At 63.1% G+C, this 14064-nt stretch carries 10 protein-coding genes; 2 read left to right on the top strand and 8 right to left on the bottom strand.

Annotated elements, in window-relative coordinates:
- Positions 1 to 9: 9 nt before the first annotated feature.
- A complete protein-coding gene (locus LJX93_RS24830) occupies positions 10 to 4728 on the bottom strand; it encodes a dermonecrotic toxin domain-containing protein (RefSeq protein ID WP_227696505.1) in 4719 nt (1572 codons plus the stop codon).
- 176 nt (positions 4729 to 4904) lie between these two features.
- Here LJX93_RS24830 and LJX93_RS24825 point away from each other — a divergent pair, with 176 nt between their 5' ends.
- The gene (locus LJX93_RS24825; protein WP_033701928.1) at positions 4905 to 5324 is read left to right on the top strand and encodes a phasin family protein; all 420 of its coding nucleotides are present in this window, start codon (positions 4905 to 4907) and stop codon (positions 5322 to 5324) included.
- Between the two features lie 10 nt (positions 5325 to 5334).
- Positions 5335 to 6129: a phasin family protein gene (locus LJX93_RS24820; RefSeq protein WP_033701927.1), complete on the top strand. Its 795-nt coding sequence runs from the start codon at positions 5335 to 5337 to the stop codon at positions 6127 to 6129.
- A 59-nt stretch (positions 6130 to 6188) separates the two neighbouring features.
- Here the strand turns inward: LJX93_RS24820 and LJX93_RS24815 are convergent, their stop codons facing one another.
- The 7 genes from LJX93_RS24815 to hslV form a co-directional block, all read right to left on the bottom strand.
- The gene (locus tag LJX93_RS24815) at positions 6189 to 6803 is read right to left on the bottom strand and encodes a TetR/AcrR family transcriptional regulator (RefSeq protein WP_033701926.1); all 615 of its coding nucleotides are present in this window, start codon (positions 6801 to 6803) and stop codon (positions 6189 to 6191) included.
- Positions 6804 to 6816: 13 nt separating this feature from the next.
- Positions 6817 to 8499 carry a class II poly(R)-hydroxyalkanoic acid synthase gene (gene phaC, locus LJX93_RS24810; protein ID WP_033701924.1) on the bottom strand — a complete coding sequence of 561 codons (1683 nt, stop codon included), beginning with the start codon at positions 8497 to 8499 and terminating at the stop codon, positions 6817 to 6819.
- 58 nt (positions 8500 to 8557) lie between these two features.
- Entirely contained in the window at positions 8558 to 9409 is an 852-nt protein-coding gene (gene phaZ, locus LJX93_RS24805) for a poly(3-hydroxyalkanoate) depolymerase (RefSeq protein ID WP_033701923.1), read from the bottom strand.
- 62 nt (positions 9410 to 9471) lie between these two features.
- The gene (gene phaC / locus LJX93_RS24800) at positions 9472 to 11151 is read right to left on the bottom strand and encodes a class II poly(R)-hydroxyalkanoic acid synthase (protein ID WP_033701922.1); all 1680 of its coding nucleotides are present in this window, start codon (positions 11149 to 11151) and stop codon (positions 9472 to 9474) included.
- Positions 11152 to 11504: 353 nt separating this feature from the next.
- A complete protein-coding gene (locus tag LJX93_RS24795; RefSeq protein ID WP_033701921.1) occupies positions 11505 to 11882 on the bottom strand; it encodes a gamma-butyrobetaine hydroxylase-like domain-containing protein in 378 nt (125 codons plus the stop codon).
- 139 nt (positions 11883 to 12021) lie between these two features.
- Complete coding sequence (hslU, locus tag LJX93_RS24790; RefSeq protein WP_033701920.1) at positions 12022 to 13365, bottom strand: ATP-dependent protease ATPase subunit HslU; 1344 nt, start codon at positions 13363 to 13365, stop codon at positions 12022 to 12024.
- A gap of 73 nt (positions 13366 to 13438) precedes the next feature.
- Positions 13439 to 13969, bottom strand: coding sequence for an ATP-dependent protease subunit HslV (hslV, locus tag LJX93_RS24785; protein ID WP_003249309.1), 531 nt, complete (start codon positions 13967 to 13969; stop codon positions 13439 to 13441).
- Positions 13970 to 14064: the final 95 nt, after the last annotated feature.

Genomic DNA, 14064 nt, shown 5'->3' with positions numbered 1-14064 from the left:
GAGCGGTTTTCAGACGGACGGGAACGGGATCACCCCATCGATCTGCTCAAGGCGCAAATCGCCCCGGTAGATGTTTATCCGCTCTGCCGAGTCGTGTGAGCGCTGCAGGCGCTCGTCTCGGTTCATCGCCCGTGGCTCCCAGAATTTCAAGTGGCCTTTGGCGAACTCACGCGGCGCGGCTTGGGCACTGGTGTAGTGAAAGTGCGCTTCCCAGAGTTTCTGCCTGGGTTGTATGCGATGGATGGCATACACATCCAGGTAGTCGTTTTGCTTGAGCCGTTTGCGCGTCTTGGCCAGTGCGATCTCGATATGGCCCTCCTGATGCAGGTAGCGCAGAGCCGTGCTGTCCGGGTGTTGGGTGTTGAAGTAGGCATCGGTTAGCAAGCGGCGCTTTTCTGCCTGCAACTGCGCGACGGCTTCGTTCAGCTGCACCGCCAGGGCCTGGCCGTCGGCTGGCCCGGCCGTCAGTTGACGGGCGATGTCGGCCATGTCCTGAATCTGCCAGTCCATCAGGTCTGCCAGGCTATTGGGTTCCTTCGAGTAGCGGGCGATCAGGGCAAGCTTGTCGGCTTTCTGCGCGAGCAGGCTGGTGCCGACCTGGCGCAAGTAGGCATTGCTGCGAGGGGTGGCGATGCTGGGGAGTTGTTCCCACTGATCGCTGCGCTGCTGGTACTCAATGGTCTGCTGGGTCAATGGGTCGTTCTGCGTCGCCACGCCGTTGTCCTGAGCCTGTTCGGCCAGGATCGTTCTGCCTTGCGTGGTGCGGATCAGCTTGCGTTTGCCTGGCCGCCCTCGGTAAGTCATCTGGCGGGCTTGCGCCGGCTCACCGCTTTCACCGGCGCGCAGCGCGTTGTTCAGGTCATGCTCGGCCGATGACTTCAAGGCCGTCAACTGGCTGATGTATTGCTCCACGCGTGCAGCGTTCAGTGCTGGCTCGTTCAATGACAACAAGTAGTTGGCTTTACCCAGCGATGTCTCGTATTCACGCAATGCAGTGCCGAGGATTTCTGCCTGTTCCTCGGCGGGCAAGTTTGCCGCGGCCAGGCCGTCATGGCTTAGCAATGCCGCTTGGAAGCCAGGGTTGCGCAGCGCTGCCTGCATGCGCAGCAGCTCGTTGAAGTTTTCACGGGTGAGTTGATCTCTGTCGACACTCAGCTGGGCCAGGTCGGCGAGTAACTGAGCGCGCATGATGACGGTTGAAAAGTGGCGTTGGCCGATGACCTCCTCAAGCTTTGCCTGCTTGCCTTCGAACTGCAGGCTGGTGTCGGCCAGGGCTTGGGCGAGGTTCTGGTCGAGGCGTTCACTGACCGCCAGCAAGCGCTTGTGGGTGGCGTGGGCAGCTTCCACGTTATCGCGGTAGGCAAGGTACAGCAGCCCCTGTTCTTCACCAAAGGGTAGCCTGGCCAATTGCTCGGACTGTTGCTTGAGGACGTCATAGTCGGTCAGGTCGAGCAAACGGTGATAAAGATGCACGTCCGTTTCGAGCAGTTGCTCCGACCACTGGCCGCGGGCGTAAGCCGATCTGCTGTTTGGGTCGAACCTGGCGAATCGGGGCTCGCTCATTTGGCCAAACAGCTCGATTTGCGAGGTTAGCAAGTTGACCTGTTTTTCGTACGTCAGTGACAGTATCTGCAGGTGTGGCTGGGCCTCGTTGCGCATGGTCTGAAGCGTGCGCAACTGCGTCTGCAGTGCTTCGGGTAGCTCGTTGCGGGCCACGCCCGGGTACTGTTTCACCGTCTGCCTGAATGCCGCTGCGGCATTGTCGTAGGCTTGGGTCAGCGTCAGGTAGCGTTCAATGAAGCGCTCGTTCTTCACCAGTTCGTCGTCGTTGCGTTTGCGGTTTTCCTGCAAGGCAACCATTGCCCGTCGATTTTCATCGAGCATCGTCTTGCGCGACCTGGGCATGCCGCCCGCCAGCCGCAAATCGATCGCCCATTCGCCGTTCCAGCGGGTCAGCCACGGCCCTCTGCTGCGCTCGCGGCCGACGATGAGGTAGCCATCCCATTCGCCCCCCTGCGCCGCCCAGTCGCCTTTGCTGGTGTCGGGCCCGATGATGCGAACCCCCGACCAGCTCTCTTCGACTTCGTAGGTGGCGGCTCCCAGCTTCACGTAATAGCGCCCGTCGATGTTGTAGAGCCCGCGCAGGCGTCCTTGCGGCTGTGCAGCCAGCCCATGCAGGTCAACGTTGGCGCGCAGTTCGAGCAGGGCGCTGCGTGCTGCGTCGGGCAAATTGCCCAGGCGTTGGTTGTCGCTCCAGGCGCTCACCCTGAACGTCGTGGGCATAGCGTGTTCTGTGGGGGGGAGCCAGTCTCTGGCCTGAGGCTGTTCCTGTGGCGTCGCGCTGCCCGCTTGCCGAGGCAAAGGCCCACCCAGGTGCACCCCGGTTTGCCCGGGCGGGCTCGTTTCAGGGCGCGCCGTGGCAGGCGTATGCACCAATAGCATGGCGATACTGAACAACAGGTCGGAGCAGGCCAGGGCCTTTTCCTCAAGGCTGCCCTGGGACAGTGCTGCCAGGTCGGCTTTCACGCTGATAAACGCCGAGACCAGCCAGGCTACTGTCGCCGCAGGCCCGCGCAGCAGCACGGTGACCGTGTTGAACGCGAGCCAGCCCAGTTGGATGACCATCGCCCAGCGCTGTTGGGCATTGGAGACACTCTGCCGTGAGGCCAGCAGCAACATCGCCTCGGCATGTGCCTCGAGCAGTTGGCTGTCCAAGTCGTCTGCCCACGCCTTGAAGGCCAGACTGGCCGGCGCACGCAACTGCTCCAGGGCATGGTCGCTCATCATTGTGCCGGGCCCCAGCAGATCTGCCAGTTCGGACAGGTGAGGGTGCAAGTGGGGGAGGGTGAAACCATCGTTTTCGTAGATCGGGCGGTCAGCATCATCCAGCCAGGCCAGAATATTTCGTTGCAACTCACCGGCGGCACGGATGCTGGCCATGAGCTGCGCCTGGCTGGCGTACTCGTGCAAGCTTCGGCTTGCGCCAAGAGGGCAGTAGAGTATCCAGGACCGGGTCTGTACAACCTCGATCAGAAACATGCCACGTACCCGGTTCGCCTTGGTGGCGCCCGCTGCACAGTTGAAGGCCAGAGGGGCCACTTTTATCGCGGTCGCGGCAGCTGTCGAGTCATCGCAGAATTCAGCCAGTGCCTGGCATGCACGCTCACTCAGATGCCCCTCGATCTTGGCTTGCAGCGCGTCAAACAGCAGGGTGCTGCGCCATTGCCTGGCGAAGCCCTGGATGCGCTTGACTCGATCAGTCGGGTCTTGCAGCCGGGCATGGAGGTACAGGGGGTACTGACCCCCGACGTCGAGCGTGTGTACCAGCCCGTTGATGTAGTCGAGGGTCAGCCAACCCTCGGCGGCCTGGGTGCTGTCCATGGTTACGGCCGAGGCCACTTCATGCTGGCTCGGCTGCAAGCGCGCGATAGCCAGTTCGGTAAGGGTGATGGTTTCAAGGGGTTCCAGGCGGGCCGGCCCGTTGGACGATGCCTCGACGACCTGCGAGATCGTGATGAGCAGGTGGTCGGGGTCCACGCTTGTTTTGTCTGGGTGGTCCGCGTGCATCTGTTCTCGCAGGCGCCGGGCGGTGTAGTGCTGAAGGTCCTCGAGATCAGCAAGCGCCGGCGTGCCCTTTGCCAACGCTTGACGCGAGGACAATGCCAGCATTGCCATGTGGTAGCGGAAACGGTCGGTGGCACTGGCCTGGGCAAGCCAGCCCGGCAGGGGGATGGCGGGCGCCTGCTGGTCGGTGCTGCCGGCGTCGGTGAACGCAGAGGAGGGGTCGCTGAGTTGGCTGTAAAGGCTTTCCAGCTCACGCGCCTGGGCGATCGGGTAAAGCTGCACGCGCTCGATGTTCTGCAGGGCAGCGTTGAGCAACTGGCTGGCCTGGTAGCGGAAGGCGCAGCCGTTAACCGGTTCGCAGGCCCAAGAGAGTGTGTCGAAATCATAGCGGTCGGCCAGCGCGTCGCGCAGCGCGCAGGCGAACTCGGCGAGGTCGTCGAAGCGACGTACAGTGCCTGATGGCTGGCACCAGAGCACCAGGCGACGCTCATCGCGCTCCGCGATCACCAGCAGGTCCGCCGATACCAGCCGATGCTCGACACTTTGCTGCTGAAGCGATACCTGCAGGCCCTGCACGGCAGGGGTGGCGTTGTCTTCGGCGACCAACCCGTACAACAGGTTCTTCTCGTCCTCGTTCAGGCCCATGCGCTCGATCGCATTGAGCAACGCGGCCTTGAGCACCTGCTCCAGCCAGCGCAAGCGGGACACATCCGAGTCGCCATCGCGCCCACACCAGAAGCTGGCCTGCGCGTGTTGGAACGTTTCGATGAGGGTTGCCAGCACCTCGTCGAATACCTGGTTCACCTCAGCCATGCGCAGTTCAATGACGGGGGCTTGCGGCTGTGGGCGAAAAACCTCGGGCGGCGACAGGCTGAGCTGGTCGGTGGCGGCCAGGGCCATGGGGCTGCTGCTCAGGAAGTGCTCGAGCAACGTCTCGACCAGATCACGCTGCCCGACTGAGCCATCGCCTGCTTGCGCGGGGAGGATGGTCATGCCTTCGAGAGACTGGAGCTGCGGGTGGTTGCTGCGAATCCAGGGGTAACGGTCTGCCAGCGCTTCGAAGGCGGCCCTGGCCATGACGCTACGCAAGCTGGGGCGTTCGGCAAAGCAGGCAGCAACCAGGTGCCTGAAGGAGAGATGACCAAGGGGGGCGGCGGGGGGCATGTCAGGAGCGCTCCAGTCGGATGGGAGCTGCATGCTTGTCCGCTTTCCAGGGGCCGTGGTGGTAGATACGTAAGCGCCGAGCTTAGGGTGAAGATTCTAATTTGGCCCACTACCTTATGCTCAAGCCCAACCTCCATGGGCGGTTCCTCTCCACTCATGAGCATGAGGTACAGAGCATGGCCAAAGTGAATGTGAAGAAAAAGGACGACGCCCTGGGCACCCTGGGCGAGGTGCGCGGCTACGCGCGCAAGATCTGGCTGGCAGGTATCGGCGCTTACGCCCGCGTCGGCCAGGAAGGTTCCGAGTACTTCAGCGAGCTGGTCAAGGCCGGCGAAGGCGTTGAAAAACGTGGCAAGAAACGCATCGACAAAGAGCTCGATGCCGCCAATACCCAGATCGACGAAGCGACCCAGGAAGTCAGCCGCGTACGCGGCAAGGTCGAAGTTCAACTGGACAAGATCGAAAAAGCTTTCGACGCACGGGTTGGTCGCGCCTTGAATCGCCTCGGCATTCCGTCTAAACATGACGTTGAGGCGTTGTCCATCAAGCTTGAACAGCTGCACGAGCTGCTTGAGCGCGTCGCGCACAAACCATAAGGAGAGCAGGATGGCTGGCAAGAAGAATTCCGATAAAGAAAGCAGCTCCTGGGTCGGCGGGATCGAGAAGTACTCCCGCAAGATCTGGCTGGCCGGGCTGGGTATCTATTCGAAGATCGACCAGGACGGCCCGAAGCTGTTCGACACGTTGGTGAAAGACGGCGAGAAGGCCGAGAAGCAGGCCAGGAAGACCGCTGAAGATGTCGCCGAAACCGCCAAGTCTTCGACCACCTCGCGGGTGTCTGGCGTGAAGGACCGTGCGCTGGGCAAGTGGAGCGAGCTCGAAGAAGCCTTCGACAAGCGCCTGAACAGCGCCATCTCGCGCCTGGGCGTACCTAGCCGCAACGAGATCAAGGCCCTGCACCAGCAGGTAGACAGCCTGACCAAGCAGATCGAGAAGCTGACCGGTGCTTCGGTCACGCCGGTTTCCAAGGCTGCTGCGAGCAAAGCTGCTGCGAGCAAGACTGCGGCCAAGCCGTTGGCCAAGGCGCCTGCCAAACCGGCTGCTAAAACCGCTGCTGCCAAGCCTGCGGCCAAGGTTGCTGCGGCCAAACCCGCGGCCAAACCCGCAGCCAAGGTTGCCGCTGCCAAGCCGGCGGCAAAACCGGCTGCCAAGTCTGTTGCAGCCAAGCCTGCTGCAGCGAAGAAACCTGCGGTGAAGAAGGCCCCGGCCAAACCGGCTGCGGCCAAACCGGCAACACCGGCCACCAGCGCCGCACCCGCTGCCACCGCAGCGCCAGCGCCAAGCGCGGCACCGGCCAGCAATACACCGTCGGCACCGGTGAGCGCAGTTACCGAAGCCTGATACTGCGTGGCTTTTTCGCGGGCTTGCCCCGCGAAGAAGCCACTGCCGATTGAACAGCTTTACCCCTCCAGGTACCTCACCGCCAACTGCTCCGCCGCCGCCCTTGCCGGGGGCTGCAGGTGCGGTGCCACCAGCATCATCACCTGATACACGACAATCCCCACATCCCCCTCGCGCCCCAGCACGCGCTGGTAATCCAGCGAGAACATCAGCGTCAGGGTGATCTGCTCCACCAGTTGCCCCAGTGCCTGGGTCTCGCTTACCACCTGCCCCTGGCCCTTGAGGCTGGCGAGCAACGCGGCAAGGGTGCGCTTGAGCGCGTTGATCAGGCTGCGCATGCCACGGGCCAGCTTGGGCAGGCGCCCGGTCAGGTTCGACAAGTCCTGGAACAGGAAACGGTACTGGGCCATGCGTTCGACGATCAGGTGCAGAAACAGCCAGTAGTCCTCGGCATCCAGGCGCACCTCCAGGGGCGGGTCGAGCAGAGGCATCAGCGCCTCTTCGAAGCGCTCGAACAGGCCCAGCACCACAGGCTCCTTGCCATGGAAGTGGTAGTACAGGTTGCCAGGGCTGATGCCCAGCTCGTTGGCGATCTCCAGGGTCGAGACGTTCGGTTCGCCCTGCTGGTTGAACAGCTGCAGGGCGCATTCAAGGATACGGTCGCGAGTTTTCATCCAGGCGGTGTGCTCATCGGGTCAGGACATAGGTGCCTGGCGCAGGGCCCAGCGGCGGATAGGTTGCATTACCAAGCTCGGTGCGTGGCGCCTTCAGTGGGCCGGAACGGGGTGTGACCCACTCCAGCCACAAGGGCCACCAACTGCCCTCGCTACGTTGGGCGTCGTGGAACCACGCGCGCGGGTCGCTCGACAGCTTGGGGTTGGCCAGGTAATAGGCCTTGGGGTTGCCGGGTGGGTTGATGATGCTCTGGATATGCCCGCTGTTGGCCAGTACAAAGCGCCGTTCGCCGCCCAGCAACAGGGCCGAGCGATACACGGCGTCCCAGGGGGTGATGTGGTCGTTGCTGCCGGCCACGGTGAAGCTGTCGAGGTCGACCTGTTTGAGGTCGATGGGCGTGCCGCAGACTTCCAGGCCCGCCGGGTGGGTCAGTGGGTTGAGCTTGAAGAAGTCGAGCAGGTCGCCATGCAGTGCGGCGGGCAGGCGCGTGCTGTCGGCGTTCCAGTAGAGAATGTCGAAGGCTGGCGGGGTCTTGCCGAGCAGGTAGTTGTTGACCCAGTAGTTCCAGATCAGGTCGTTGGGCCGCATCCAGGCGAAGATGCGCGCCACCTCGGCGCCGTCCAGCACGCCGCGCTGGTAGGAGCGGCGCTTGGCCGCCTCGAGGGTCTGCTCGTCGGCGAACAGGCTGGCAGGGCTTTCGAACTTGCTGTCGAGCAGGCTGACCAGGTACGTGGCGCTGCGTACCCGGCGCAGCTGGTGCTTGGCTTGCAGGTGGCCTTGCAGCGCCGCCATGGTCAGGCCGCCGGCGCAGGCGCCCATCAGGTTGGGGTCGCGGTTGCCGCTGATGCTGCGGCAGGCATTGAGCGCTTCTTCCAGGGCCTGAACGTAGCTGGACAGGCCCCACTCGCGGTGCCGTGGATCGGGGTTGCGCCAGCTGACCATGAACACCTGCAGGCCATTCTTGAGCATGTACTGGACGAAACTGTTGGTCGCGCTCAGGTCGAAGATGTAGAACTTGTTGATTTGCGGCGGCACCACCAGCAGGGGGCGGGTGTGCTGCTTTTCACTCATCGGCTGGTACTGGATCAGCTCCAGCAACTCGTTGCGAAACACCACGGCGCCTGGGGTTGCCGCCACATTGCCGCCCACCTCGAAGGCGCGCTCGTCGACCTGGCGAGGCAGGCCGTCGTTGTGGCGCAGATCGTCGAGTAGGTGCGCGGCGCCACGCAGCAGGCTCTGGCCGCCGGTATTGAGCAGCTCCTTCACCGCCAGCGGGTTGAGCAGCGAGTTGCTGGGCGCCAGGGCGTCGTTGATCAGGGTGAACAGGAACTGCGCACGGGCCCGGTCATCGGCGTCCAGGTGGCTTTCCTCGATCCACAGGCGGGTCTGCTTCTGCCAGGCCAGGTAGGCTTGCAGGCCACGCCGGTACAGCGGGTTCTGGCTCCATGTCGGGTCGCTGAAGCGCGTGTCGCGCGGGTTTGGCTGGTAGGGCGTGTCGCCGAGCATCACCCGGCCGAGTTGGCCGCTCAGGGCCAGCAGGTGGCGGGCGGTGTGCAGCGGGTTACGCAGCCCGTGGCGGCCGACGCTGCGCAGGGTGGATATCAAATCGCGGCCGCGCAGGCCGAGCATGGCGTTCTGCACGTTCATGCTGGTGGCGGGAAGCGTTGGCGTTCCTTTGGCCGGTTTGTCTTTCATGGCAACACTCCCTGGTCTTGACCCTTGCGCCTGATGCCCATCGCAGGCAAACCCGCGCCTACACGCCCGAAGCCGGGCGAGGGTGCATGACTGCGCGCTGACGCTCTTGCTGAAGGAACTTCATGATGATCGGGGCGACGGCCTCGGCCCGGGTGATCAGAAACAGATGGCCGTCGTCGATAATGTGTAGCTGGGCATTGGGAATCCGCCAGGCCAGCAGGCGCATGTTGATCAGCGGGATCAACGGGTCGTCATCGCCTGCCAGCACCAGCGTGGGCTGTTGGATCTTGTGCAGCCAGTGAATGCTGGTCCAGCCTAGCCCTGCGAACAGTTGCCAGTAGTAGCCCAGCTTGCCGCCGGAACGCACCTTGGATGCGTGGTGCATGGCCAGGTCCGGGTCGCGGCGAAAGCCGCCGCCGTAGATCAGCGGGGCGATGCGGATCACATGGGAGGGCTGGATGTAGCGCCGGGGGCTGGCCATCATCCACAGCACCTTGGGCTTGCCCGGCACCATTACCGCGCCCGCAGCCGTGGCTGCCAGCACCAGCTTCTTGCAGCGCTCGGGGTAGTCGTGGGCGAATTGCTGGGCCAGCGCGCCGCCCCAGGACACGCCAATCACATTGACCTGGCCATAATCGAGGTAGTCGAGCATGCGTGCCGTCAGCTTGGCCAGCCCCGGAAAGCGGTAGGGCTGGCGCGGCGTGGACGAGCCGCCCACGCCCGGTACGTCGAAGGCGATGACTTCCAGGTCCGGGTCCAGTGCTTCGATGAACGGGAACACCAGCTCCAGGTTGGCGCCGATGCCGTTGAAGATCAGCAGCGGCGTCAAATGCGGCTTGCCAGGGCGCACGGCAGTGCGGATGGACTGCTGGTCCAGTTCGACGGTCCTGAAGATATAGGGTTGCGGCATGCGCGTGGCTCTGTGGTGAAGTAAACACCGTGGTCACCCGCAGGTGGCCACGGCGCTGCAACTCAACGTTCGTGAACGTAGGTGCCCGGTGATGCCTCGCCTGCGGCATAGGCGCGGTTGCCGAGGCGGGTCGGCGCTTTTTTCAGCTCGCCGGCACGCTCGCCCAGCCAGCTCTGCCAGTGCAGCCACCACGAGTCGGCATGCTTGGTGGCGTTCTCCTGCCAGGCCGCCGCGTCGCCCGGGCGATCGGCGCCGGTCATGAAGCGTGCCTTGGGGTTGCCCGGCGGGTTGAGGATGCTCTGGATATGGCCGCTGTTGGACAACACGAACTCGATCTTGCCGCCAAACAGGTGCGCCGAGCGGTAGCAGGATGGCCACGGGGTGATGTGGTCGTTGGTGCCAGCAAGGCTGTAGATGTCGCACGTGACCTGCTTCAGGTCGATCGGGGTGCCGCACACTTCCAGTGCACCGGGGCGGGTCAGCGGGTTACTTTTGAACATCTCGATCAGGTCGCCATGGAAGGCGGCCGGCAGGCGCGTGGTGTCGTTGTTCCAGAACAGGATGTCGAACACCGGTGGCTCGTTGCCCAGCAGGTAGTTGTTGACCCAGTAGTTCCAAATCAGGTCATTGGGGCGCATCCAGGCGAACACCTTGGCCATCTCGCTGCCTTCCAGCACGCCGGCCTGGTAGGAGTGGCGCTTGGCGGCTTCGAGGGTCTGCTCGTCGACAAACAGCGCGACTTGGGTGTCCATTGTGGTGTCCAGCACGCTCACCAGCAGGGTCAGGGCATTGACCTTCTTCTCGCCAAGGGCGGCGTAATGGCCCACCAGCGCGGTGCAGGTGATGCCGCCGGAGCAGGCGCCGAGCATGTTCAGGTCTTTGCTGCCGGTAATCGCCAGCACCGCGTCGACCGCTTCCTTGAGCGCATCGATGTAGGTCGAAAGGCCCCATTCACGCTGGGCCTTGGTCGGGTTGCGCCAGCTGATGATGAAGGTCTGCTGCTGGGCGCGCAGGCAGAAGCGCGCCAGGCTCTTTTCCGGGCTCAGGTCGAATACATAGAACTTGTTGATCTGTGGCGGCACCACCAGCAGCGGCCGCGCATGCACCTGTTCGGTGATGGGGCTGTACTGGATCAGCTCGAGCACGTCGTTGCGGTACACCACGGCGCCGTCACTGGTGCCCAGGTTCTTGCCCACCTCGAAGGCGTCCATGTTGACCTGACTGGGCATGCCACCGTTGTTGACCATGTCCTTGGCCATGTTGGACAGGCCATCGAGCAGGCTCTTGCCACCGGTTTCGAAGAAGCGTTTGACCGCCGCCGGGTTGGACAAGGTGTTGGTCGGCGCCATGGCTTCGGTCATCAGGTTGATGACGAACTGGCCACGGCTGATGTCCTGGGGCGACAGGTCGCTGCTGCCGATCCATTCGTGCAGTTCTTTGCGCCAGGCCAGGTAGGTTTGCAGGTAGCGGCGGTAAAGGGGGTTGTTGCTCCAGGCGGGGTCGTTGAAGCGACGGTCGTCGCTTTCGGGCGTCAGGCTGGACTTGCCCAGCAGCACGTTCTTCAGCTCCAGGCCGAAGTGCGCCACGTGCTTGGCGCTGTGCAGCGGTTGGCGCACGGCCTGGCGCAGCACGGTGCGTGCCGAACTCAGCAGGTCCTTGCGGCGGATGCCGATGACCGGGTTCAGCCCCAGGGTGTTCTCCGAGGCCTGCCGCTGCAACTCATCGTTGTTCTTGTTACTCATCTACGACGCTCCGTTGTCCAGAGACGAGTACCGGTTGCCTGTGGCGGGGTGCACAGTCCAGAGCCCGGTACTGCTACTCGGGTGACCAGTGATAAGGAACAGCGGTGCTGCGGGCCGGTTGCATGGGGTGATGAGCTGCGGGGAGTTCTGCGTGTGAAGACAGCCTGCTTTCGCTCGCGACCTCTACATACCGGCCTGGTCCTGGTTGCCTTGAAGACAATGCAGGGACCTTGCCAGCTCCATTGGTTACCCGACTTTCATGTAATGCGCAAGACAGCTCGTCACTGAGCTGTCTGTAGGGCATTCAAGCAGATGAGATTAGAAAATGCGCTCTAAACCGCAGGCGGCTTGAGCTAGAGCATGAGTTTCACAACGGATTCGGCCGGATCGCGGGACTTTCCGGCCTGATGCAACGCGTCGAGGTACTCGGCCCACAGTTGCGCCTGGCGCAGGCACAGCTGTTCCAGGTACTCCCAGGTGAACAGGCCGCTGTCATGGCCGTCGTCGAAGGTCAGTTTCAGTGCATATTGGCCGGCGGGTTCGAGGCCGGCGAGGCCGACGTTGATCTTGCCGACTTGCAGGATGGGGTTGCCGTGGCCCTGGACCTCGGCGGAAGGCGAGTGCACGCGCAGGAATTCGGCGGGCAGGTGGTAGACCTCGTCTGGGCCGTAGGTCAGGCTCAAGGTCTTGGAGGCTTTGTGCAGGTTGATGGCGGTGGGCAGGCGGGCCATGGGCTGAATCTCTTCTGAGCGATAAGCTACAAGCTTCAAGCTACAAGAAGTGATATTCAAGCCATCGCGGAAAAATCATGTCTCGCGGTGCTGCAAGCGACACTGAACAGCTTGTCGCTTGCAGCTCAAGGCTTGCCGCTTACAGGATGTAGCGCGACAGGTCTTCGTTCTGCGCCAGCTCACCCAGGTGGCTGTTCACATACCCGGCATCGATCTGGATCGGCGCTTCGTCGTGCGTGCTGGCCAGGTCACCGGCACTGAACGACACCTCTTCGAGCAGGCGCTCGAGCAGGGTGTGCAGGCGGCGGGCACCGATGTTCTCGGTCTTCTCGTTGACCTGGTAGGCAATTTCGGCCAGGCGCTTGATACCGTCGGTAAGGAACTCGATGTTCAGCCCTTCGGTCTTGAGCAACGCCTGGTACTGCTCGGTCAGCGAAGCGTGCGGTTCTTGCAGGATGCGCTCGAAGTCTTCCGGGGTCAGAGCCTTGAGTTCGACACGGATCGGCAAACGGCCCTGCAGCTCAGGCACCAGGTCGCTCGGTTTGCTCAGGTGGAACGCACCCGAAGCGATGAACAGGATATGGTCGGTCTTGACCATGCCCAGTTTGGTGTTGACGGTGCAGCCTTCGATCAGCGGCAGCAGGTCGCGCTGAACGCCCTCGCGGGACACATCGGCGCCGCCGACGTTGCCGCGCTTGGCCACTTTGTCGATTTCGTCGATGAACACGATACCGTGCTGTTCAACCGCTTCCAGGGCCTTGGCCTTGAGCTCTTCTTCGTTGACCAGGCGGCCCGCTTCTTCCTCGCGGACCATCTTCAGCGCTTCCTTGACCTTGAGCTTGCGCGCCTTGCGCTTGCCCTTGCCCATGTTGGCGAACAGGTTCTGCAACTGGTTGGTCATCTCTTCCATGCCAGGCGGCGCGGCAATCTCGACGCCCACGGCATCCGCCACTTCGATCTCGATTTCCTTGTCGTCCAGCTGGCCTTCGCGCAGGCGCTTGCGGAACAGTTGGCGAGTGTTTGAATCGCTGCTGGTCTGCGCGGCTTCCTCGCTGAAATTGGTGACCCGCGCCTGCGGCAGCAGCGCGTCGAGGATGCGGTCTTCGGCGGCATCTTCGGCGCGGTGGCGCACGCGGATGATCTCCTGCTCGCGGAGCATCTTCAGCGCGGCATCGGCAAGGTCGCGGATGATCGATTCGACGTCACGGCCTACATAGCCGACTTCGGTGAACTTGGTCGCTTCGACCTTGATGAACGGCGCGTTGGCCAGCTTGGCCAGGCGGCGGGCGATTTCGGTCTTGCCGACACCGGTGGGGCCGATCATCAGGATGTTCTTCGGCGTCACCTCGGCACGCAGCTCGGCCGGCAGCTGCATGCGCCGCCAGCGGTTGCGCAGGGCGATGGCCACGGCGCGCTTGGCGTCGTCCTGGCCGATGATGTGGCGGTTCAGTTCGTGAACGATTTCGCGGGGGGTCATGGACATGATGAAAATGGTCCTCGAGCAGAGCAATCAGTGTGGAAAAGTCCCGCCGCGGGCGGGACGCCAAAACAACTGATCAGTCGGCCAGGTCCTGCTCCTCGATGGTCAGGTTATGGTTGGTGAACACGCAGATGTCACCAGCGATGTTCAGGGCAGTCTCGGCGATTTCGCGGGCCGAGAGGTCGGTCTTGTTCAGCAGGGCACGGGCTGCTGCCTGGGCGTAGGCGCCACCGGAACCCATGGCGATCAGGCCGTCTTCGGGTTCGACCACATCGCCGTTGCCGGTGATGATCAGCGAGGCGTCCTTGTTGGCCACGGCCAGCATGGCCTCCAGACGGCTCAGGGAGCGGTCGGTACGCCATTCCTTGGCCAGCTCGACGGCGGCACGGACCAGGTGGCCCTGGTGTTTTTCCAGTTGCCCTTCAAAACGCTCGAACAGGGTGAACGCATCGGCGGTGGCGCCGGCGAACCCGGCAATGACCTGGCCGTGGTACAGGCGACGGACCTTTTTGGCGTTGCCTTTCATCACGGTGTTGCCGAGGGAAACCTGGCCGTCGCCGCCCATGACGACTTTGCCGTTACGGCGGACAGAAACGATGGTGGTCAAGGGGAGAGTCTCCACGCAGCGGGGCGAAAGTGCCTGATGCAGACTCATATGGGGGTGGGGGGAAGGATTTCAACCATTAGCGACCAGCTGCAAGC

Origin of the sequence: Pseudomonas sp. HN2-3, from assembly GCF_020691745.1 — a bacterium.
GTDB classification, from domain to species: Bacteria; Pseudomonadota; Gammaproteobacteria; order Pseudomonadales; family Pseudomonadaceae; genus Aquipseudomonas; species Aquipseudomonas capeferrum.
Note: the sequence above shows the minus strand (reverse complement) of the source record. Positions and strands in the feature narration are given on the sequence as shown.

Excerpts from the sequence above, each read along its gene's own strand:
- phaC (WP_033701922.1), bottom strand. The coding sequence starts at position 11,151 with ATGAGTAACAAGAACAACGATGAGTTGCAGCGGCAGGCCTCGGAGAAC.
- LJX93_RS24815 (WP_033701926.1), bottom strand. The coding sequence starts at position 6,803 with ATGAAAACTCGCGACCGTATCCTTGAATGCGCCCTGCAGCTGTTCAAC.
- LJX93_RS24820 (WP_033701927.1), top strand. The coding sequence starts at position 5,335 with ATGGCTGGCAAGAAGAATTCCGATAAAGAAAGCAGCTCCTGGGTCGGC.
- phaZ (WP_033701923.1), bottom strand. The coding sequence starts at position 9,409 with ATGCCGCAACCCTATATCTTCAGGACCGTCGAACTGGACCAGCAGTCC.
- phaC (WP_033701924.1), bottom strand. The coding sequence starts at position 8,499 with ATGAAAGACAAACCGGCCAAAGGAACGCCAACGCTTCCCGCCACCAGC.
- LJX93_RS24795 (WP_033701921.1), bottom strand. The coding sequence starts at position 11,882 with ATGGCCCGCCTGCCCACCGCCATCAACCTGCACAAAGCCTCCAAGACC.
- hslU (WP_033701920.1), bottom strand. The coding sequence starts at position 13,365 with ATGTCCATGACCCCCCGCGAAATCGTTCACGAACTGAACCGCCACATC.
- LJX93_RS24825 (WP_033701928.1), top strand. The coding sequence starts at position 4,905 with ATGGCCAAAGTGAATGTGAAGAAAAAGGACGACGCCCTGGGCACCCTG.
- LJX93_RS24830 (WP_227696505.1), bottom strand. The coding sequence starts at position 4,728 with ATGCCCCCCGCCGCCCCCCTTGGTCATCTCTCCTTCAGGCACCTGGTT.